The following is a 20,255-nucleotide window of genomic DNA, read 5'->3' as shown; positions in this document are numbered from 1 at the left end:
CCATGCCCAAGATCATCGCACTGGACGTGCTGGACATCCGGTTCCCGACCTCGCGTGAGCTCGACGGCTCCGACGCGATGAACCCGGACCCGGACTACTCGGCCGCCTACGTCGTCCTGCGCACCGACGACGGACCGGAGGGCCACGGGCTCGCGTTCACCATCGGCCGCGGCAACGACGTGCAGGCCGCCGCGATCAAGGCGCTGGCACCGCACGTCGTCGGCAAGGACGTGCCGGAGTCGGCGAAGGGGCTCGCCGAGCTGTACTTCGAGCTGATCGGCGACTCGCAGATCCGCTGGCTCGGCCCCGAGAAGGGCGTCGCGCACATGGCGATCGGCGCGGTCGTCAACGCCGCGTGGGACCTCGCCGCCCGCCGCGCCGGGTTACCGGTCTGGCGGTTCCTCGCCCAGATGACGCCGGAAGAGATCGTCAGCCTCGTCGACTTCCGGTATCTGAGCGATGCCCTGACGCCCGACGACGCGCTGCAGATCCTTCGCAAGATCGAGCACGGCAAGGCCGAGCGCGCGGAAACCGTTGCCCGCGACGGATATCCGGCCTACACGACCTCACCCGGCTGGCTCGGCTACTCCGACGAGAAGCTCGCCGGGCTGGCCCGTCAGGCTCTCGCCGACGGCTTCGACATGATCAAGCTGAAGGTCGGCGGCAGCCTCGACGACGACGTCCGCCGGATGAAGCTCGCCCGCGAGGTCGTCGGCGAGGACGTGCGCGTGGCGGTGGACGCGAACCAGCGCTGGGACGTCGACACGGCCGTGCGCTGGATGCGTGAGCTGGCGCCGTACAACCCGTACTGGATCGAGGAGCCCACCTCGCCGGACGACGTGCTGGCCCACCGCGCGATCGCCGACGCGCTGGCCCCGATCCGCGTGGCCACCGGCGAGCACGTGCAGAACCGCGTGGTGTTCAAGCAGATGCTGCAGGCCGGCGCGCTCGACGTGCTGCAACTCGACGCCTGCCGGGTCGCCGGCGTGAACGAGAACATCGCGATCCTGTTGCTGGCCAAGAAGTTCGAGGTCCCGGTGTGCCCGCACGCGGGTGGCGTCGGCCTCTGCGAACTGGTCAGGCACCTGTCGTTCTTCGACTACGTCGCGGTCTCCGGCGAGATCGGCGAGCGCGTGATCGAGTGGGTCGACCACCTGCACGAGCACTTCCTGGACCCGGCCGTCGTCGAGAACGGTCGTTACCTGGCACCCGCCGAGCCGGGATTCTCCGCTCAGCTCAAGGACGAGACGCTGTCCGACTACGTGTACCCGGAGGGTCCCGTGTGGACAGCACTGGAGGGCGAGAATGACTGACTTCGAAGGACTTGTCGCCGTCGTCACCGGCGGTGCGTCCGGCATCGGGCTTGCCACGGCGAACCTGCTGGCGTCGCGCGGTGCCAGGGCCGTGGCACTGGACCTCAACCCGGACGTGAAGGACCCGCTCGTCGGGATCCGCGCGGACGTGTCGGACGACGAGAGCGTCAAGGCCGCGATCGACGAGGTCGTCGAGCGGTTCGGACGGATCGACGTCGTGGTGAACAACGCGGGCATCGGCTCCCAGGGCGATGTCGCGGCGAACGATGACGACGAGTGGCTCAAAGTCCTCAACGTCAACGTGCTCGGCATGGTGCGCGTCTCGCGGGCCGCGTTGCCGCACCTCAGGAACTCGCCGTCCGCGGCGATCGTCAACACCTGCTCCATCGCTGCGTGGGCCGGGCTCCCGCAGCGTGCTCTCTACTCGGCCAGCAAGGGCGCGGTGTACTCGCTGACGCTCGCGATGGCCGCCGACCACGTCCGCGAAGGAATTCGCGTCAACGCGGTCGCTCCCGGCACGGCGGACACCCCGTGGGTGGGCCGTCTGCTCGACTCGGCGCCTGACCCGGCAGCCGAACGGGCCGCGTTGGAGGCACGCCAGCCGCACGGTCGTCTGGTCTCCGCCGATGAGGTCGCGGGCGCGATCGCCTACCTGGCGAGCCCGCTTTCCGGTTCCACCGCAGGCACGATCCTCGCCGTCGACGGTGGCATGTATGGCCTGCGCTTGCGTCCCAAGCAGTCATGAAAGGCAAATGACACGATGAAGCGTCGCAACCTCACCGCTGCGGTGTGCCTCGCGCTCGCCGGTGCACTCACACTGTCCGCCTGTGGTGGCGGGTCCACCGGGACCGGGAGCAGTGGTGTCGGCCCGATCGGCGCCGACCACCCGCGGGCCGACTCCGACTTCTGGAACTCCTACATCAAGTACTTCCCGGACAAGGCCAAGGATCTCGGCGTCAACCTGCTGAACCCCACCAACTCGCAGAACAAGGTGGAGACGCTGGTCGCCAACGCCCAGTCGCTGCAGTCGCAGGGTGCCAAGGCGATCATCATGGCGCCGCAGGACACCGGCGCGATCGCGTCCACCCTGGACCGCCTGGACAAGGCGAAGATCCCGGTCGTCACCGTCGACACCCGTCCGGACAAGGGCAAGACCTACATGGTCGTGCGCGCGGACAACAAGGCGTACGGCGAGAAGGCCTGCAAGTTCCTCGGCGACAAGCTGGGTGGCAAGGGCAAGGTCATCGAGTTCCAGGGCGCGCTGTCGTCGGTCAACGGCCGTGACCGCTCCGAGGCGTTCGCCGCGTGCATGAAGAAGGACTACCCGAACATCACGGTGTTCGAGGAGCCGACCGACTGGGAGGGCCCGAAGGCGTCCGCGGCGCTGCAGACCAGGCTCAACCAGCACCCGGACATCAACGGCATCTACATGCAGGCCGGCGGTGTGTTCCTCGCGCCGACGCTGCAGCTGTTGAAGCAGAAGAACCTGCTGGTGCCGCCGAGCGACCCGAAGCACATCTTCATCGTCTCCAACGACGGCATCCCGTCGGAGCTGAAGGCGATCCGCGACGGTGAGATCGACGCGACCGTCTCGCAGCCGGCCGACCTCTACGCGCAGTGGGCGCTCTTCTACGCCAAGGCCGCGGTCGAGGGCAAGACGTTCCAGCCCGGCAAGACCGACCACGACTCCACGATCGTCGACGTCGGCGGTGGCCGCCTGGAGGACCAGCTGCCCGCGCCGCTGATCACCAAGGAGAACGTGGACGACAAGGCGTTTTGGGGTAACCAGATCTGATGAACGACTTCGCGGCTGTCGCGCGTGGCGTGACGAAGAGGTTCGGGCGCACACTCGCGTTGGACGACGTGGGCATCGAGATCCGAGCTGGTGAGTCGCACGCGCTCGTCGGTCGCAACGGCGCGGGCAAGTCGACGTTGGTCTCCGTCCTGACCGGCATGCAGGTGCCGGACGCGGGCGAGGTCAGCTTCTTCGGCGAGCCCGCGCCGCCCGTCGCCGACCGCGCGGCGTGGCGGCGTCACGTCGCTTGCGTGTACCAGAAGTCGACCGTCGTGCCGGAACTGTCGGTCGCCGAGAACCTGTTCATCAACAGGCAGGACCTCGGCGGCGGGATGATCAGCTGGAAGAAGCTGCGGCATCAGGCTGCCGAGTTGCTGGAGACGTACGACGTGGCAGTGCACCCGGACGAACTGGTGTCCGCGCTGACCGTCGAACAGCGGCAGCTCGTCGAGATCGCACGGGCGCTGTCGATCGGCTCGCGGTTCGTGATCCTCGACGAGCCGACCGCGCAGCTCGACGGCCCGGCGATCGAGCGGCTGTTCGACCGCATGAGGTCGTTGCAGGACAAGGGAGTGACGTTCCTGTTCATCTCCCACCACCTGCAGGAGGTCTACGAGGTCTGCCAGACGGTGACGGTCTACCGCGACGCGCGGCACATCGTCACCGCTCCGGTCGCCGAGATGTCCAAGCCGGACCTGATCGAGGCGATGACCGGTGAGGCCGGTGGGCTGAACGTGCCCAGCGGTGACGACCGGCCGTCGTCTGAGGATCTCGTGCTGACGGTGTCCTCGTTGAGCGGGGACCACTTCTCCGGCGTCTCGCTGTCGGCGACGCGCGGTGAGGTCATCGGGCTCGCGGGCAGTGCGTCGTCGGGCAAGCACGAGTTCGCCGAGACCGTCTACGGGCTGCGCAAGCCTTCTACCGGTTCGATCTCGGTGGATGGATCGGCTGTTCGCGGTGGTGACGTTCCGGCGGCTTTGAAGGCCGGGATCGGCTGTGTGCCACGGGATCGGCACCACCAAGGGCTCGTGCTGGACCTGTCGATCGCGGAGAACGCGACGATGAGCACGGCGGGTTCCTTCGTGTGGCCGTCGGCGCAGCGTTCCGCCGGGTCCACCGCGATCGCTTCCTATGACGTGAAGGCCGCCGGGCCGGACCAGCCGGTGTCCGACCTGTCCGGCGGCAACCAGCAGAAGGTCGTGATGGCGCGGGCACTCGCCGGCGACCCGTCCGTGCTGGTGCTGATCAACCCGACCGCGGGTGTGGACGTGAAGTCCAAGGAGTCGCTGCTCGGGGTGGTCGACGCGCAGGCACGCCGGGGCAAGGCGGCGATCGTCGTCTCCGACGAGCTGGACGACCTGCGGGTCTGCGACCGTGTTCTGGTGATGTTCCACGGCGAGGTCGTGCGTGAGTTCTCGCGCGGCTGGCGCGACCAGGAACTCATCGCCGCCATTGAAGGAATGAGCTCGGAATGACCAAAGCCATGACTCCGCCGGTCTCGGCTCCCACGCCGCCTGGGAAGCAGAAGTTCCAGTTCGCGCGGTACCAGGACCTCGCTCTTGTCCCGGTGATCATCATCTTGCTGATCATCGGTGCCGTGTTGTCGCCGATCTTCCTGACGCCCGGCAACCTGATCGCGGTGCTGACCCAGCAGAGCGAGCTGTCGTTGCTGGTGCTGGGGCAGGCGATGATCCTGATCGTCGGCAAGATGGACCTGTCGCTCGAGTCGACGGTCGGTCTCGCACCCGCGCTGGCCGTCGCGTTGATCATCCCCGCGTCCGCCGGCGGGCTCGACGTGGGTCTGTCCGCGTGGATGGCACTGCCGTTGTGCCTGCTGATCGGCGTTCTGATCGGTGGGCTGAACGGGTTCCTGATCCTGAAGGTCGGCCTGTCCGGGTTCATGGTGACCCTGGGCATGCTGACGATGCTGCGCGGTCTGCAGCTCGCGATCACCGAGGGCAAGTCGCTGATCGACGTGCCGGAGTCGTTCCTGTACCTGGGTTCCACGACGTGGCTCGGACTGCCGGCGGCGGTGTGGATCTGCGTTCTCTGTTACGCGGTGGGCATCTTCGTGCTGAAGTACCTGCGCGCCGGACGCTCGTTGTACGCGATCGGCGGCAACTCGGAGGCCGCGCGTGCCGCCGGTATCCGGGTGGACCGCGTGGTGTGGATCGTGCTGATCATCGGCAGCGTGCTGGCCGTCGTCGCGGGCATCCTGATGACCGGGCGGCTCGGCTCGGTGGCCGCGACGCAGGGCGAGGGCATGATCTTCCAGGTCTTCGCGGCCGCGGTGATCGGCGGCATCTCGCTGCAGGGAGGCAAGGGCACGCTGTTCGGTGCTCTGTCCGGTGTGCTGATGCTGGGGCTCGTGGAGCAGATCCTGCGGTTGCAGGGTGTTTCCGGCTTCTACATCAAGGCCTCGTACGGCGCGGTGATCATCCTCGCGCTGATCGTGACCCGGTTCGCGACCGGTCAGAAGCAGGAGTGATCCGTGGAGACCGTCGCGCTGCACACGCGTCTCAAGGCCGGCCGCGAGGCTGACTACGACCGCGTTCACGCCACGATTCCTTTGGAACTGGACGGCGCCTTGCGCGAGGCCGGGGTGCACTCGTGGCGGATCTGGAGGTCCGGCCGCGAGCTGTTCCACCTCGTCGAGGTGGACGACTACCAGGCGATGAGGGCCCATTTGGCCACTCACCCGGCGAACATTCCGTGGCAGGCTCGGATGGCAGAGCTGCTGGAGGTCGAGGACGACTACTCCGGCGCTGAACCCGATGTGCGACTCGTGTGGGAGCTGCCGTGAAGGTTGCTGTATCTCGTCTGGGCTTCGGCGCCGCGCCGATCGGAAACCTGTACCGGGAGATCTCCGACGAGGAGGCCTTCGGTGCGGTCGAGGCGGCGTGGCAGACCGGAGTCCGGTACTTCGACACCGCGCCGCACTACGGCCTCGGCCTGTCGGAGCGGCGGTTGGGCGTCGCTCTGGCAGGCCGTCCGCGCGACGAGTACGTGATCTCCACGAAGGTCGGGCGGTTGCTGGAACCGTTCGACGGCTCCGGGCTCGACGACGAGGGCTTCGCGGTTCCTCGTCACTTCCGGCGCGTTCGGGACTACTCGGCGGATGGTGTTCGCAGGTCCATCGAGTCCTCTTTGGAGCGTCTGGACACCGACCGGGTGGAGATCGTCTACATCCACGACCCGGACGACCACTGGGCGTCCGCCGTCGGTGAGGCTTATCCGGCGCTGGAGGAGCTGCGGTCGCAGGGTGTCGTCGGTGCGATCGGCGTCGGCATGAACCAGTGGGAGATGCCGGAGCGGTTCGTCCGCGAGACCGACATCGACGTGGTGATGCTGGCCGGGCGGTACACGTTGCTGGAGCAGCCTGCGCTGGCCTCGTTCCTGCCCGCGTGCGTTGAGCGCGGTGTTTCGGTGGTGGCCTGTGGCGTCTTCAACTCCGGGCTGCTGTCGAAGCCCGTCGTGGCCGCTGATGCGAAGTACAACTACGACGACGCGCCTGTGGAGCTGGTGGAGCGGGCTCGTTCCATCGCGGCGGTGTGCGAGCGGCACGGCGTGACGTTGCCGGAGGTGGCGATCCAGTTCGCGCTCGGGCATCCGGCCGTGGTGTCGGTGGTGATCGGGTCTCGGACGGCTGAGCAGATGAACTCGAACGCCGCCTACTTCTCGGCTTCGATTCCCGCGGACCTGTGGAACGAGCTGAAGGCGTTGAACCTGATCGACCCGGAGGTTCCGACGCCGTGATCGTCGACGCTCACCACCACCTCTGGGACCTGTCGGTTCGTGACCAGGACTGGATCACCGATCCGCCGATGGGCGCGATCCGGCGGTCGTTCCTGGAACCGGACTTCATCGCGGCGGCGCCTGAGGCTTCCGCTTCCGTGCTGGTGCAGACGGTGTGCGTGCCGGAGGAGACGCCGGAGTTCCTGGCGGTGGCGGCTTCTTCGGACGTCGTCAGCGCGGTGGTGGGCTGGACTGATCTGACTTCCCCCGCCGTGGGCGACGCGCTGGCGTCGTTGACGGGTGGTCCTGATGGCTCGTGGCTGCGCGGGATCCGGCATCAGGTGCAAGGTGAGCCGGACCCGGAGTGGTTGTGCCGCAAGGACGTGTGGAACGGGCTTGCCGCTGTCGGGGCGCACGGCCTGATCTACGAGTTGCTGACGTTGCCGCATCAGCTGCCCGCCGCGCGCCGGACCGTGGCGGCGCTGCCTCAGGTTTCTTTTGTGGTGGACCACTGCTCGAAGCCCGAGATCGGTGGCCATGTCGGTGAGTGGGCCGAGCTCATGCGGTCGTTGGCGGCGCACGAGAACGTGACGTGCAAGCTGTCCGGGCTGGTCACCGAGGCTGACTGGAAGTCGTGGGACGTCGCTTTGCTGCGCCCGTACTTCGAGGTCGTGCTCGACGCGTTCGGTGCGGATCGCCTGATGTTCGGCTCGGACTGGCCGGTGTGCTTGCTGGCGGCTTCGTATGGCGAATGGCTTGGGGCGGCTCAGGAGTTGGTGTCGGAGCTGTCACCCGACGAGCAGGCCTCGATCTTCGCCGGCACTGCTCGCCGGGTGTACGCGCTTTAGAACAGCGCCTTCAGCTCGGTGATGAGGGTGGGCGTGGCCTCGGCGAGCGGTTCGCGGACCGGGCCCGCCGGCAGCCCGAGCAGGTTGAGCGCGGCCTTGACCGCGACGGCACCGGGCTCGCGGGTCATGATCGCGGTGATCACCGGCAGCATGGCCTGGTGCCTGCGCAGCGCTTCCTTGTTGTCGCCCTCGTCGTAGGCGTCGAGCATCGCCTTGATCTCGTTGCCGACGACGTGGCCGACGGTGCTGACCGTGCCGACGCCACCGATCGAGTAGAGCGGCAGGATCAGCTCGTCGTTGCCGGAGTAGAAGTCCAGCCCGGTCTCGGCGATGACCTTGGCCGTCGCCAGCAGGTCGACCTTGCAGTCCTTCACGCCGACGATCCGCGGGTGCTCAGCGAGTTTCATCAGCGTGTCGGTCTCGATCGCCGTGCCCGTGCGGCCGGGGATGTCGTAGAGCAGGGCCGGCAGTCCGGACGCGTTGGCCACCTGCTTGAAGTGGTTCTCGACGCCTTCCTGCGTGGGCTTGCTGTAGTACGGCGTGACCACGAGCAGGCCGTCGGCGCTGTTCTCCTCGGCTTGACGGGCGAGCTCGATGGTGTGGCGGGTGGAGTTGGTGCCGACGCCCGCGAGGATCTTGGTGCGGTCACCGACGGCTTCCACGACAGCCTTGATGACCTGGGCTTTTTCGCTGTCGGTCGTGGTGGGCGCCTCGCCGGTCGTGCCGTTGACGACCAGTCCGTCCACTTGTTGTTTGTCGACGAGGTGCGCCGCCAGCTCCTGCGCACCCTTGATGTCCAGGTCACCGTCGGGGGTGAACGGGGTGACCATCGCTACCAGCACTCGTCCGAACATGACTCAAGCTTGGCTCTGGTTTATGCAAAGTTCCAGTTAGAAGTTCTGCTCGGAACGTTAAGCTGAGCTTTGTGTTGGATGTGCGACGGTTGCGTTTGCTCCACGCTCTCTCGGTTCACGGCACGGTCACGGCCGCTGCCGAGGCTCTGCACGTAACCTCTCCGGCGGTCTCTCAGCAGCTGGCTGCTTTGGAGCGCGAGGCCGGGGTTGCTCTCGTCGAGCGGGAGGGGCGAAAGCTGGTGTTGACGCGCGCCGGGCACGTGCTGGCCGCGCACACGCAGCTGGTTCTGGATCAGCTGGCCGCGGCGGAGGCAGATCTGGCTTCGCTGCGGACGTCTGTTTCCGGTGTGGTGCGCGTCGGGGCGTTCGTGTCCGTCGCCGCGTTGCTGCCGCGCGTGATCCAGGTGCTTCGTTCGGCGCACGGGTCCGATGTGGAGCTTTTCGTGCACGAGATGGAGCCCGAGGCGTCGCTGCCCGCGTTGCGGCGCGGGGACATCGACATCGCGGTCATCCACTCGTACAACATCATGCCGCGCTCGCTGCCCGAGTCCTGCGAGTCGTTCGAGTTGTTCGTGGAGCCGGTGAACGTTGCTTTGCCTTTGTCGGATCCGTTGGTGCAGCAGGATTCCGTGGATCTGGCGTTGCTGGCTGATCGGCCGTGGATCATGCCCCGCACCGATGCTTCGTGCCACGAGCTGGCCCAACGGGCGTGTGGTGCTGCTGGGTTCGTGCCGCGGGCGCAGGCTTATTGCGATGATTTTGGCGTTATGTGCGGGCTTGTCGAGGCTGGGTTGGGCGTTGCTTTGGTGCCGTCGGTGGCGCGGAGGCCTGGCGTAGCGTTGCGGCCGTTGACGCAGCAGGTGTTCCGGACCGTGTCGGCGGTGGTGCGGCATCGGGCGGACGGGCAGCCCGCCGTGCGTGCGGTGCTGGAGCAGCTACGCCAGGTCTGAAAGCCACTGCTCGACGCCGGCCACGTGCACCGTGGACCAGCTGCGGGCGAGCTCCGGCTGGTGGGCGGCCAGTGCGTCGACGATGGCGCGGTGCTCGGCGACCGTGCGGTCGACGGCGTTGGACTGGGTGATGCCGCGCCAGATGCGGACGCGGACGGTGGGGCCGGCCAGGGTGTCGAGGAGCTGGGCCAGGTAGGCGTTGCCCGAGCACTGGGCGATGGCGCGGTGGAAGTCGAGGTCGTGTTCGACGAGTTCTTCGACCGACTTCGCGGACTCGGCGGCGTCGCAGAGCGCCCGCAGCTTGATGATCTCGTCCGGGTCCACGCGCTGGGCTGCCATCGCGGCGGCGGCGGGCTCGAGGATGCGGCGGACCTGGAGGACTTCGAGCACCGAATCTTCGCCTCGGTGCAGATCCAGGACGAAGGAGAGGGCGCCGAGGAGGTCGTCGGCGCGCAGTGACGAGACGTAGGTGCCGTCGCCCTGGCGGACGTCGAGCACTCGGACGAGTGACAGCGCCTTCACGGCCTCGCGCAGGGAGTTGCGCGACAGACCGAGACGTTCGGCCAGGTCAGCCTCACGCGGGAGGCGGTCGCCGGGCTTGAGCTCGCCCGAAACGATCATCTCCTTGACGCGCAGGATCGCATCGTCAGTGACTGCCACGGCACCCTCAACTCGTTGTAGACCTCGGATGTCTGATGACCAGTATGCGCCACGGATGTTCATCTTCCGCGCACCCTTCGTGCATCCCGGTCGGAACGGCCATGATTCACCGACTGGGTTGTAAGATGGTTATCTCTTAACTACAGGTGACGGGAACCCGTGTTGTCGCCATAATGGTCTGGACCATTCTAGGAGGGATCTTGGACGCCGTTGTCGCAGCACCGCGCGCTTTGCTCGGTCGCACGATCGTCGGTCCTGCCTCGGTGCGGATCAGGGACGGCCGCATCGTCGAGGTGACCACCGGTGAGGCACCACCCGGCGCGGAGGTCCTGTCCGGCGGACTGCTCACACCAGGGCTAGTCGACGTCCAGGTGAACGGCGCCGTGGGCGTCGACTTCGCCGAGGTGGACGCCGACAGCATGCGCTTCGTGGCAGAAGCACTGCCGTCCACCGGTGTGACCCGCTTCCTGCCGACGCTGATCACCGCGCCGGTGGACGTGGTCCTGAGGCAGGCACGCGCCGTGCTCGCCGCCTCGGCCGCGTTGCCGGACGGAGTGGGAGCGCGCCCCCTAGGCGTGCACCTCGAGGGCCCTTTTCTGTCGCCCAAGCGGGCCGGGGTGCACGACCCCTCGTTCATGGTCGAGCCGGGGCCTGACGAGATTTCCGCATTGCTCGAGGACGACGCGCTGCGGCGCGCGTTGCGGATGGTGACGCTGGCGCCGGAACAGCCGGGCGGTCTGGAAGCCGTGCGCCGGCTCGTCGAGGCGGGTGTGCTCGTCGCCGTCGGGCATTCCGATGCCACCGGCGAGCAGACTCGTGCGGCCGCCGACGCCGGGGCACGGATGGTCACACATCTGTTCAACGCGCAGAGGCCGTTGGGGCACAGGGAACCTGGCGTGCCCGGCGTGGCGCTGGTCGACGAACGCTTCACGCTCGGCCTGATCGCGGACCTGGCTCACGTGGGGCCGGACGTGTGCCGCCTGGTGTTCAACGCCGCAGGGGCCAGGGTTGCTCTGGTCACCGATGCCGTTGCCGCTGCTGGGATGCCGCCTGGCCGCTACCACCTCGGCGGGGCCGACGTGCTGCTCACCGAGGACGGCGTGCCGCGGTCGCCGGAGGGCACGATCGCCGGCTCGGCGCTCACGCTCGACCGCGCGGTGCGGAACATCGTGTCCGTCGGAGTGCCCGTGGCGGATGCGCTGGCGTCGGCCACGATCGTGCCGGCCGAGGTGATCGGTGAGTCCGGTCTCGGTCGTCTCGCGCCGGGTGCTGTCGCGGACCTGGTGTGGTGGGACGACGACCTGCGCCCGAAGAAGGTGTGGGTGGACGGTCAGGTCGTGTTCGACGCCGAGGTGCCGGCGCGGCCTGTTTCCGCTGGATACGCCACCGCGGGCCAGTAGGGCTCAACGCTGACGCAGGGGTCCCCTTGAACTGGGAACCCCTGCGTTTCAACGTACTCAGCCGGTCTGACAGTCTCGGACTAGAGCGTGCGGGTGACCTTGTTCAGGCCCCGCGGGCTGTCCGGGTCACCGCCGCGTGCAAGTGCCAACCCGTAGGCAAGGCGTTGCACGGGAAGGATTTCCAGCACCGGGGCCACTTCCTCCGCCGTCTCCGGGATGGCGATGGACAGGGTGGCGCCCATCTTCTCGGAGGCCGACCCGACCGCCACGACGTCCGCACCGCGCTGGTGCACCACGTCAAGTGCGTCGCGCAGCGATTCGCCGCCCTTGCCCAGGGACGTGATCGCCAGGACCGCCGTCTCGCCGTCCACCGCGGCCACCGGGCCGTGCAGCAGGTCGGCGCCGCTGTACGCGCGGGCGGCCAGGTATGAGGTCTCGGCGAGCTTCAAAGACGCTTCCAGGGCGGTCGCGTAGGAGTAGCCACGGCCCGTGGTGAGGACGCGGTCCACGAACCGGTACCGGCGCACGGCCTCCTCGACGGTCGGAGCGGACTGGTCCAGCGTCACCTGGGCCAGGTCGCCCAACGACGCGGCAGCCTCGCCGTTGCCGCCGCGCACGGCGTCGATCAGCAGGTAGAGGGCCAGCAGGGTGGCCGAGTAGGTCTTGGTGGCGGCGACGGCGTGTTCGACGCCCGCGGAGACGTCCACCGACAGTTCGGCGGCCGCGTTCAGGGGGGAGGAGGCCGTGTTGGTCACGGCCACGGTCAACGCACCGCGCCTGCGGTAGGAGGCGGTGACCTCCAGCAGATCGGGGGAGCCGCCGGACTGCGACACCGTCACCAGCAGCACGTCACGCAGGTCGGGCTCGGCGCCGTACAACGTCGTGGTCGAGGCGGAGACCAGGCCGGCCGGGAGTTCCAGCAGGATCTCGGTGAGGTACTTGGCGTAGATCGCGGCGTGGTCGCTGGAGCCGCGGGCCGCGAAGAGCACGAAGCGCGGGGCTCGCGAGCGGATCACCGCGGCCACCTCGGCGATCGAGGCGCGGTTGGCGTACAGGGAAGAGAAGATCGACGGTTGCTCGGCGATCTCCGCCGCCATGTGCCGGCCTGGCTGGGGCGTGGTCATGTCGTGCCTTTCAGGATCAGCTCGGCCGCGGCTCGGAGGCTCACCCGAGAACCGCCGTGGGTGTCGATGCGGGCGACGCTGCCCAGGTCCGGACCCGGCACGCCGGTTTCTACGTGCACCACGTCCGAGCCCAGATTAGTTAAGTTTGTTACCAGTTGTCGAGCGCTGGTGTGGCGGTGGGCGTCCCTGGTCACGACGACAATCGTGCGGTCGCCCGCGGTTTTCGCAACTTCGTCGGCGGAGATGTCGCGGGCGGCGATCACCTCGGTGCCGGGGAGCACCTCGCGCAGGTAGGGGCCTAGGCCCCACGGGACGTCGCCGACGGCGATCGACGGGTCCACGACCAGGTCGACGACGACCGGGTCGGTACCGACACTAACCCGGCCGCGGACCTCCACCGCACGTCGAGCGGCTGTGAGACCGATCTCGGCGTCGTGAGCGTCGACTGTGGACGGTGGCAGGCCGAGGGCCAGCGAACGCGCGGCTGCCTGGGTCAGGCGTTCCTCGGAGAGGTCACCGGACTTCACCGCGGCGACGATCGAGTCGATCAGCCACTGCAGATCGGTGTCGTCGAGCGCCATTCCGCCCAGGCAGAGGGCGTCCACACCGGCGGCCAGCGCGCGCACCGCGCCGTGAGCCAGGTCGCCGCCCACCGCCTTCATGTCCAGGCCGTCGGTGATCACCGCGCCGGTGAAACCGAGCTCGGTGCGCAGCAGGTCGATGGCGTGCTTGTTCAACGTCACCGGCGCGCTGCCCCACTCGGGGACGACGAGGTGGCCGGTCATGATCGAGCGGACGCCCGCGTTCACCGCCGCCTGGAACGGCACGAGCTCGACCGCGCGGAGTTGTTCCTCGGTGCGCGGGAGAACGGGGAGCTGCTCGTGAGAGTCCTCAGTGGACGCTCCGTGGCCCGGGAAGTGCTTGGCACACGCGGCAACGCCCACGGCCTGGAGACCCTCGACCCACGCCGCCACGTGACGAGCGGCCAGCTGAGGATCCGAGCCGAACGCGCGGACACCGATGATCGGGTCGTCCAGGGTCAGGACGAGGTCGGCGGACGGCGCCAGGTTCAGCGAGATCCCGCACTTGGCGAGGCGGGCACCGATGGACGCGGCCACCGAACGGGTCAGGTCCAGGTCGTTCGCCGCGCCCAGGGCGTGGTTGCCGGGGACCTCGGAGCCGCGGCCCGCGTCGAGACGCGTGACGTCGCCGCCCTCCTCGTCGATGCCGATCACCACGTCCGGGCGCACCGAGCGGAGCTCACCGCACAGCGCGGTCACCTGGGCGTCGTCGACGACGTTGCGCCCGAAGAGCACAACGCCGCCGAGGCCGTCAGCGACCCGCCGCAGCAACCAGTCGGGGGCGGTCGTTCCGTGAAATCCGGGCAGCAGAACGGCAGCGGCCAACTGATCCACGTGTCATCCCTTCACAGCACCGGCGGTGACACCGGCGACCATCTTGCGCTGGACGATGAGGAAGAAAACGAGTGCGGGCACGGTGAAGAGCACGGAGGCGGCCATCGCGCCGCCCCAGTCGGTGCCGAACGCGGTCTGGAAACCGGACAGCCAGACGGGAAGGGTCTCCCTGTCCTGGCTGCGGATCAGCACCTTGGCGAACAGGAACTCGTTCCACGCCGTGATGAACGCGAACACCGACGTGGCGACGAGACCGGGGCCCAGCAGAGGCAGGGTCACCTTCTGGAAGGCGCCCCAGCGGCCGCAGCCGTCAACCATCGCGGCCTCTTCGAGCTCGACCGGGATGCCGTTCACGAAGCCGCGCAAGGTCCACGCGCAGAACGGCAGCGTCACGGCGAAGTACACGAGCACCAGCGAAGTCAGGTGTTCGTAGAGCCCGAGGTCCCGCATCATCAGGAACATCGGGATCAGCAACGCCTCGAACGGTGCCATCTGCGCGACGAGCATCAGCAGCACGAAGCTCTTGCGGCCGCGGAAGGAGAAGCGGGCCATGGCGACCGCCGCGGTGATGCCGACGACGATCGCGGCGAGCACCGCGGTGAGCGTCACGAGCAGGCTGTTGCCCAGCGACGACAGGAAGCCCGGCTTGGTCCACGCGGTGACGAAGTTCGAGTACGTCACCACGAACGGGACGAGGTCGTAGTCCGACGTGATCGTCATGCCCTTGGGCTTCAACGCGGATGTGATCATCCAGTACGTCGGGAAGAGGAAGAACAACGCGAGTGCGACACCCGCGAGGTTCGCCGCGGACTTCTTGAGCATCAGATCTTGCCCTCCTCGGTCTGCAGCAGCCTGCGCAGGTACTGGAACGTGATCAGGCCGAGGATGAGCATCATCAGCACGCTGATCGCGGCCGCGACACCGAAGTGGCTCTTCGCGATGCCTTCGAGGTACTGCAGCACGGCGAGCGTCGTGCTCTCACCGCTCGGGCCGCCCTCCTTGATCACCCAGATCTGGGCGAAGACCTTGAAGTCCCACAGCGTCGACAGGAACGTCACCATCAGCAGCAGCGACTTGATCTCCGGCCACGTGACCGCGCGGAACGTCTGCAGGCCGGTCGCGCCGTCGATGCCCGCCGCCTCGTAGAGGTCGCGCGGGATGCCGACGAGTCCGGCGTAGAGGGAGAACGCCAGGAACGGGATCGCCTGCCACACGATGAGCAGGCCGATGACCGTCAGCGTCGACGTGCCGGTGCCGAACCACGAGTGCCCGGCGAACTGCGAGAAACCGAGCTGCACCAGGGTCTTGTTCAGAATTCCGTAGTTCTGGTCGAACATCCAGATGTAGACGGTCGCGGACGCGAGGATCGGCATCGCCCACGCGCACAGCATCGTGACCTGCAGCAGCGTCCGCACCCACGGGGTGAGCTTGCGCATCAGCAACGCGATCAGCAGGCCCGCGCCCACCGACACGCCGACGACGGCGACAGTGAACGCGACGGTCCGCAGCGTCACGGTCCAGAAGCGCTCGTCCTGCAGCACCGTCACGTAGTTGTCGAGGCCTGTCCACACGATCTCGCCGCGGACCAGCTCGCCGAGGTTGAGCTGGCGGAAGCTCGTCACGAAGACCGAGACGACCGGGAACCCGATCAGCCAGAGGATCGCGATGAGCGCCGGAGCCAGCAGCAGGTAGGGCAGCGCCCGGTCGAAGGCACCGCCCCGGCGGCGCTTGCGGGCGCCACCCGTCACGGCAGGCGGCAGCGCCGGCGGGGTGTTGCCCCCGGCCGGCGCTGCCGTTTCGGTCGTCTTGACGGCCGTCATCTCAGCTGGGCTAGCCCATTGCCTTGGTGACGGCGTCGCTGGCGTCCTTCGTCGCCTGGTCCAGCGTCTTCGCGCCGGACAGGTACGCGGTCAGCGCGTCCTTGAGCGGGTTCTGGCCCGCCTCGACGGCCGCCCACTTCGGCGTCACCGGGGTGACCTTGCCGTTCTGCGACGAGGTCGCCATGGCCTTGCCGAGCGGGGTGGTGGCGAGCTTCGCGGTGTCCTTCGAGGTGCCGGGAACCGAGCCGCCGGCGGCGAGCTGCTCCTGGTACTTCTTGGACGACAGCAGCGCCAGGTACTTCTTGGCCGCCGCACCGTTCTTGCTGGCCGCCGGGATGGCGAGGTTCGAGCCGCCGAGGAACACCGGCGCGGACGTGCCGGCCTTCTTGGACGGGATCGCGAACGCCGAGGTCTTGCCCTCGAGGTCCGGCTTGGCCTTGACGGCACCGGCGAGCTCCCACGGGAGACCGATCATCATGCCGACGTTGCCCGTGCCGAAGACCTCCATCTGCTGGGGCTTCGCCTCGTCGGTGTCAGCAGGCGCCTTCTTGGCGGCCGAGGCGTCGTAGAGCGCCTTGTAGGCCTCGAAGCCGGCCTTGGACTGCGCCGAGTCGAGCTTGCTCGTCCACTTGCCGCCGTCCTGCGTGGCGACGTCGCCGCCCTCGTCCCAGATCAGCGAGAGCAGGAAGTACCAGGACTGACCAGGCAGGTAGAGAGCCTGGAAGTCCGGGTTGGACGCGTTCGCGGCCTTGAGCTTGTTGATCGCGTCGATCCACTCGGCCCGCGACGTCGGCGGCTGCGCGATGCCGGCCGCCTGGAACAGGTCCGTGCGGTAGATGACGGTGCGGTTCGCGGCGTAGAACGGCACGCCGTACTGCTTGCCGTTCAGCGTCAGCGAGTCCTTGAGACCACCGAGGTACTCGGACTCGTTGAACTGCTTCGCGTCCGCGGTGAGGTCCATCAGCGTGCCCTGGTCGGCGAAGCTCGCCGTCTGGGTGTTGCCGAGCTCGATGACATCAGGCGGGGTGCTGCTGGCCAGTGCCGTGGTCAGCTTCTCCTGGATGCCGCCCCACTTCTGGACCTCGTACTTGACCTTGATGCCGTTCGCGCTCTCGAACTCCTTGTTCAGAGCGTCGGTCAGGGTCGTCGGCGCGGAGCCGTCCATGAGCCACACGGTGATCTCTTTGGTCTCCGTGCCGCTACCGCTGTTCGTGCTCGTGCCACATCCCGACACGGCCACTGCCAGTGCGGCGGCACCAGCAGCGAGTCCTCTCCAGCCCTTCACAGTCGCGCCCTTTCAGCAAGCCCGGCCCCTCGGCCGGAACGCCCAAGTGGTGTAGACCAATGTGGAACAGCGTGTGCCGCGTCACTGCTCCTGTCAAGCACGTTGCCAAAGCGTTGCGGAGTCGTCCGACCAATTTCGTGTCGATTGGCGGGGGTTCGAACGCACGAAACGACACGGACAAGGCATCCTTGTGGTGCGTGACGTGGAGTGCGAGGAGGAGGCCATGCTGGAGACGACGCCTGCATCAGGCGTGGACGCCAGGACGCGTGCACAACGCGAACCGAAGTACTGGGGTCTCAAGCGGCACCTGCTCGACCTGTTGAGGGCGTTGCCGCCTGGTTCGCCGATCCCCACGGAACGGTCGCTGGCCTCGGAGTTCGACGTCTCCAGGACCACCGTTCGCCAGGCGCTTGCCGAGCTGACGGTGGAAGGCCGGCTGCTCCGCGTGCAGGGAAAGGGCACCTTCGCGGCGGAACCCAAGGTCGCCCAGAGGTTGCAGCTGTCTTCGTACACAGAGGACATGCGCGCTCAGGGCCGCGTGCCGTCGTCGAAGCTGATCGAGGCTTCTGAGATGCCCGCGGAGGCAGAGCTCGCGCGGCTGCTCGGCGTGCGTCCCGGTGCCAAGGTCCTGCGTCTGCACCGCCTGCGTCTGGCCGACAACGAGCCGATGGCGATCGAGACAACGCACCTGGCACTCGGCCGGTTCCGCGGGCTTCGCCGCTACCTGGCGCCCGGTGCCTCGCTGTACCAGGTGCTGTCCGAGCGGTTCGGCGTCGAGATGGGCCACGCCGAGGAGACGATCGAGACCGCGCTGGCCTCACCGGAGGAGGCGGAGTTGCTCGGCGCCGACATCGGGCTGCCGATGCTGCTGCTGTCGCGGCACTCGTTCGACACCGAGGGCAACCCGATCGAGTGGGTGCGGTCGGTGTACCGGGGTGATCGGTACAAGTTCGTCGCCACGCTGAACAGGCCGTCTTGATCGGCCGCGCATGATCGCCTGGGGGACACCGCGCGCCCGCGCGGTGCTGGCCACGACGATCCTCGGTTCGGGCATGGCGATGCTCGACGGGACGATCGTCAACGTCGCGCTGCCCCGGATCGGTGCCGAGTTCAAGGCCTCGGTCACCGATCTGCAGTGGATCCTGAACGGGTACCTGCTCGCGCTGGCCTCGCTGATCCTGATCGCCGGATCACTGGGTGACCGGTTTGGGCGTCGCAAGGTCTACGTGATCGGCGTCGTGTGGTTCGGCGTCGCCTCGCTGCTGTGCGGTGCCGCGTGGTCGGTGCCGGTGCTCGTGGCGGCGCGCGTGCTGCAGGGGGTCGGCGCGGCTCTGCTGACGCCGGGTGCGCTGGCGATCCTGCAGTCGTCGTTCAACCGGGAGGACCGGTCGCGGGCGATCGGCGCGTGGTCCGGGCTTTCCGGCGTCGCCACCGCCATCGGGCCGCTGGTCGGTGGCCTGCTGGTGCAGGCGTGGTCGTGGCGGCTCGCGTTCCTCGTGAACCTGCCGGTGGCCGTTCTCGTGGTGTGGCTCGCGCTGCGGGTCGTGCCCGAGTCCCGTGACGAGTCCGCTGGGCACCCCAACTACCTGTCGGCGCTGGTCGGGGCCCTGGGTCTCGCCTTGTTGACTGGTGGGATTGTTGAACAATCCTACGTTGTGACAATCCTCGGAGTGCTCGCCATGGTGGCGTTCGGGGTGTTGCAGAAGCGGTCCGCCGACCCGTTGGTCCCCGTAGAATTGTTCAACAATCGAACATTCCTACTTTCCAACGTTCTGACGTTCCTCGTCTACGCGGCCCTCGGCGGCGTGATGGTGCTGCTGGTCATGCAGCTGCAGATCTCGCTGGGGTACTCGCCGACCGCGTCGGGCCTGGCCAGCGTGCCGATCACGATCATCATGCTGCTGGCGTCCTCGACGTCGGGGAAGATCGCGCAACGCTACGGCCCGCGCTGGCAGCTCGTCATCGGCCCGATCGTGATCGGGCTCGGCATGCTCCTGCTGCGCAACGCGGCACCCGGCGCGAACTACGTGACGGGCGTGCTGCCCGGCGTGATCGTGTTCGGTCTCGGCCTGGCCGCCGTGGTCGCCCCGGTGACCGCGACGGTGCTCGCGTCCGCGCCCGATCACCACGCGGGTGTCGCGTCCGGCGTCAACAACGCAGTCGCGCGCACCGGCAGCCTGCTCGCCATGGCCGTGCTGCCCGCCGCCGTCGGCCTGGTGGGCGACGACTACACCAACCCGGCCGTCATGACCGACGGCTGGCAGATGGCGCTCGTGCTGTGCGCGGTCGCGGCGATCATCGGCGGTGTGCTCGCGATCGGCGTGGACAACGAGGTGCTGTCCACGGAGCACGAGCAGCCCGACAACCCGCACCCCGGCGACTGCCTGCACTGCGGGGTGGAAGGCCCGCCGACCCACATCCGGTCCGGTGGTGAACACGCTCGCTCGTGACCGGGTTCGCGGCGGGGACGTGAGCGTCGGCGGACCAGGCGACGAGCTGCGATCGCGCGTCGAGCGTTGTCGCCCGATCGAGTGTCAGTTGTCCTGATCCGGCCGCGCGGCCGTCATGTGGTTGTGACAGCTTCGGGTTGCCCACACCCACACGGGTATCGAATGTCCCGAAACACCGTTGTGCGTTCTCCCGCATATGCGGAAGCGCGGGGGTGCGGCCGACAGGCGACTGCGATGAGGAGGTGAGAGGCGTGGCACCAGCCGGGCAAGGCACAGGCTCCGATTCGCGACAGCCGGCCGGCAGCGGCAACGCGATGGGTGCCCGGCGCGCGGGTGTTTCGCGCGAGTGCGGGCCACCCGCCGCCGCAGGACGACTCGGAGCGGTCCCAGCTGTGCGTCGCCGCTGATGGCTGCACAATGCGACGCGTCGGCGATTCGGCCAGGTGCGCTCGGCGACTGGGACGCGGCGCGGCGGGCGTTCGAAAGCTCGTCCTACGACAACCGGATCGGTGTGACGGCCAGGGCCGATCGCCTCGACGACCTGACCGCCTCGCTCATCCGACGGCAGATGGCGGTGCGGGCCTGGTACGGCGTGCGGGTGTTCAC

General features: G+C 68.1%; 19 protein-coding genes and 1 pseudogene. 13 read left to right on the top strand and 7 right to left on the bottom strand.

The genetic code is table 11. The features are described 5' to 3' along the window. The first annotated feature begins 2 nt into the window (after nt 1-2). From ABZ345_RS42230 to ABZ345_RS42195, 8 genes are read left to right on the top strand one after another with little or no spacing between them, the layout of a single operon-like run. Nucleotides 3-1,313 (top strand): enolase C-terminal domain-like protein, encoded by a 1,311-nt coding sequence (locus tag ABZ345_RS42230; RefSeq protein ID WP_359860578.1) that lies wholly within the window; start codon nt 3-5, stop codon nt 1,311-1,313. Continuing rightward, nucleotides 1,306-2,058, top strand: a complete 753-nt coding sequence (locus ABZ345_RS42225; protein WP_359860577.1) for an SDR family oxidoreductase — start codon at nt 1,306-1,308, stop codon at nt 2,056-2,058. The genes ABZ345_RS42230 and ABZ345_RS42225 overlap by 8 nt, the downstream gene beginning before the upstream one ends. A 15-nt stretch (nt 2,059-2,073) precedes the next feature. Further along, a complete protein-coding gene (locus ABZ345_RS42220) occupies nt 2,074-3,108 on the top strand; it encodes a sugar ABC transporter substrate-binding protein (RefSeq protein ID WP_359860576.1) in 1,035 nt (344 codons plus the stop codon). Beyond that, a complete protein-coding gene (locus ABZ345_RS42215) occupies nt 3,108-4,583 on the top strand; it encodes a sugar ABC transporter ATP-binding protein (protein ID WP_359860575.1) in 1,476 nt (491 codons plus the stop codon). The genes ABZ345_RS42220 and ABZ345_RS42215 overlap by 1 nt, the downstream gene beginning before the upstream one ends. Next, nucleotides 4,580-5,596: an ABC transporter permease gene (locus tag ABZ345_RS42210; RefSeq protein WP_359860574.1), complete on the top strand. Its 1,017-nt coding sequence runs from the start codon at nt 4,580-4,582 to the stop codon at nt 5,594-5,596. Before ABZ345_RS42215 ends, ABZ345_RS42210 begins: the two co-directional genes overlap by 4 nt. 3 nt (nt 5,597-5,599) lie before the next feature. After that, nucleotides 5,600-5,911 carry an L-rhamnose mutarotase gene (locus ABZ345_RS42205; RefSeq protein ID WP_359860573.1) on the top strand — a complete coding sequence of 104 codons (312 nt, stop codon included), beginning with the start codon at nt 5,600-5,602 and terminating at the stop codon, nt 5,909-5,911. After that, nucleotides 5,908-6,864, top strand: coding sequence for an aldo/keto reductase (locus ABZ345_RS42200; RefSeq protein WP_359860572.1), 957 nt, complete (start codon nt 5,908-5,910; stop codon nt 6,862-6,864). The genes ABZ345_RS42205 and ABZ345_RS42200 overlap by 4 nt, the downstream gene beginning before the upstream one ends. Further along, on the top strand, nt 6,861-7,691 hold the full coding sequence (locus ABZ345_RS42195; RefSeq protein WP_359860571.1) for an amidohydrolase family protein: 831 nt from the start codon (nt 6,861-6,863) through the stop codon (nt 7,689-7,691). The genes ABZ345_RS42200 and ABZ345_RS42195 overlap by 4 nt, the downstream gene beginning before the upstream one ends. On the opposite strand, the gene dapA is transcribed toward ABZ345_RS42195, so the two are convergent. Continuing rightward, nucleotides 7,688-8,545, bottom strand: a complete 858-nt coding sequence (dapA, locus tag ABZ345_RS42190; RefSeq protein ID WP_359860570.1) for a 4-hydroxy-tetrahydrodipicolinate synthase — start codon at nt 8,543-8,545, stop codon at nt 7,688-7,690. The genes ABZ345_RS42195 and dapA overlap by 4 nt on opposite strands. Before the next feature lie 71 nt (nt 8,546-8,616). Between dapA and ABZ345_RS42185 the strand changes: the two genes are divergently transcribed. After that, complete coding sequence (locus ABZ345_RS42185) at nt 8,617-9,495, top strand: LysR family transcriptional regulator (protein ID WP_359860569.1); 879 nt, start codon at nt 8,617-8,619, stop codon at nt 9,493-9,495. Here ABZ345_RS42185 and ABZ345_RS42180 read toward each other — a convergent pair. Continuing rightward, on the bottom strand, nt 9,481-10,155 hold the full coding sequence (locus ABZ345_RS42180) for a FadR/GntR family transcriptional regulator (RefSeq protein WP_166045434.1): 675 nt from the start codon (nt 10,153-10,155) through the stop codon (nt 9,481-9,483). The two genes, ABZ345_RS42185 and ABZ345_RS42180, sit on opposite strands and share 15 nt — an antisense overlap. 200 nt (nt 10,156-10,355) lie before the next feature. On the opposite strand from ABZ345_RS42180, the gene nagA reads away from it, so the two are divergent. Next, a complete protein-coding gene (gene nagA / locus ABZ345_RS42175; protein WP_359860568.1) occupies nt 10,356-11,555 on the top strand; it encodes an N-acetylglucosamine-6-phosphate deacetylase in 1,200 nt (399 codons plus the stop codon). A gap of 80 nt (nt 11,556-11,635) precedes the next feature. On the opposite strand, the gene ABZ345_RS42170 is transcribed toward nagA, so the two are convergent. The 5 genes from ABZ345_RS42170 to ABZ345_RS42150 are packed head-to-tail and all read right to left on the bottom strand — an operon-like array spanning nt 11,636 to nt 17,199. Next, complete coding sequence (locus tag ABZ345_RS42170; RefSeq protein WP_359860567.1) at nt 11,636-12,679, bottom strand: SIS domain-containing protein; 1,044 nt, start codon at nt 12,677-12,679, stop codon at nt 11,636-11,638. Beyond that, nucleotides 12,676-14,094, bottom strand: a complete 1,419-nt coding sequence (locus ABZ345_RS42165; RefSeq protein ID WP_359860566.1) for a glycoside hydrolase family 3 N-terminal domain-containing protein — start codon at nt 14,092-14,094, stop codon at nt 12,676-12,678. The genes ABZ345_RS42170 and ABZ345_RS42165 overlap by 4 nt, the downstream gene beginning before the upstream one ends. A gap of 3 nt (nt 14,095-14,097) precedes the next feature. Next, nucleotides 14,098-14,916, bottom strand: a complete 819-nt coding sequence (locus ABZ345_RS42160; RefSeq protein WP_359860565.1) for a carbohydrate ABC transporter permease — start codon at nt 14,914-14,916, stop codon at nt 14,098-14,100. After that, nucleotides 14,916-15,914: a sugar ABC transporter permease gene (locus tag ABZ345_RS42155; protein WP_359860564.1), complete on the bottom strand. Its 999-nt coding sequence runs from the start codon at nt 15,912-15,914 to the stop codon at nt 14,916-14,918. The genes ABZ345_RS42160 and ABZ345_RS42155 overlap by 1 nt, the downstream gene beginning before the upstream one ends. A 10-nt stretch (nt 15,915-15,924) precedes the next feature. Continuing rightward, on the bottom strand, nt 15,925-17,199 hold the full coding sequence (locus ABZ345_RS42150; protein WP_359860563.1) for a sugar ABC transporter substrate-binding protein: 1,275 nt from the start codon (nt 17,197-17,199) through the stop codon (nt 15,925-15,927). A gap of 223 nt (nt 17,200-17,422) precedes the next feature. On the opposite strand from ABZ345_RS42150, the gene ABZ345_RS42145 reads away from it, so the two are divergent. From ABZ345_RS42145 to ABZ345_RS42135, 3 genes and pseudogenes are all read left to right on the top strand, one after another. Continuing rightward, on the top strand, nt 17,423-18,178 hold the full coding sequence (locus tag ABZ345_RS42145; protein WP_359860597.1) for a GntR family transcriptional regulator: 756 nt from the start codon (nt 17,423-17,425) through the stop codon (nt 18,176-18,178). A 10-nt stretch (nt 18,179-18,188) separates the two neighbouring features. Next, nucleotides 18,189-19,649: an MFS transporter gene (locus ABZ345_RS42140; RefSeq protein ID WP_359860562.1), complete on the top strand. Its 1,461-nt coding sequence runs from the start codon at nt 18,189-18,191 to the stop codon at nt 19,647-19,649. A 406-nt stretch (nt 19,650-20,055) separates the two neighbouring features. Continuing rightward, a pseudogene (locus ABZ345_RS42135) lies at nt 20,056-20,255 on the top strand (SAM-dependent methyltransferase); the annotation flags it as partial.

It is taken from the genome of Lentzea sp. NPDC005914 (assembly GCF_040629405.1).
Classification (GTDB): Bacteria; Actinomycetota; Actinomycetes; order Mycobacteriales; family Pseudonocardiaceae; genus Lentzea.
This window is presented reverse-complemented; position numbering and strand designations above follow the sequence as displayed.

Excerpts from the sequence above, each read along its gene's own strand:
- ABZ345_RS42155 (WP_359860564.1), bottom strand. The coding sequence starts at position 15,914 with ATGACGGCCGTCAAGACGACCGAAACGGCAGCGCCGGCCGGGGGCAAC.
- ABZ345_RS42220 (WP_359860576.1), top strand. The coding sequence starts at position 2,074 with ATGAAGCGTCGCAACCTCACCGCTGCGGTGTGCCTCGCGCTCGCCGGT.
- dapA (WP_359860570.1), bottom strand. The coding sequence starts at position 8,545 with ATGTTCGGACGAGTGCTGGTAGCGATGGTCACCCCGTTCACCCCCGAC.
- ABZ345_RS42170 (WP_359860567.1), bottom strand. The coding sequence starts at position 12,679 with ATGACCACGCCCCAGCCAGGCCGGCACATGGCGGCGGAGATCGCCGAG.
- ABZ345_RS42140 (WP_359860562.1), top strand. The coding sequence starts at position 18,189 with ATGATCGCCTGGGGGACACCGCGCGCCCGCGCGGTGCTGGCCACGACG.
- ABZ345_RS42215 (WP_359860575.1), top strand. The coding sequence starts at position 3,108 with ATGAACGACTTCGCGGCTGTCGCGCGTGGCGTGACGAAGAGGTTCGGG.
- ABZ345_RS42210 (WP_359860574.1), top strand. The coding sequence starts at position 4,580 with ATGACCAAAGCCATGACTCCGCCGGTCTCGGCTCCCACGCCGCCTGGG.
- ABZ345_RS42145 (WP_359860597.1), top strand. The coding sequence starts at position 17,423 with ATGCTGGAGACGACGCCTGCATCAGGCGTGGACGCCAGGACGCGTGCA.
- ABZ345_RS42225 (WP_359860577.1), top strand. The coding sequence starts at position 1,306 with ATGACTGACTTCGAAGGACTTGTCGCCGTCGTCACCGGCGGTGCGTCC.
- ABZ345_RS42160 (WP_359860565.1), bottom strand. The coding sequence starts at position 14,916 with ATGCTCAAGAAGTCCGCGGCGAACCTCGCGGGTGTCGCACTCGCGTTG.
- ABZ345_RS42230 (WP_359860578.1), top strand. The coding sequence starts at position 3 with ATGCCCAAGATCATCGCACTGGACGTGCTGGACATCCGGTTCCCGACC.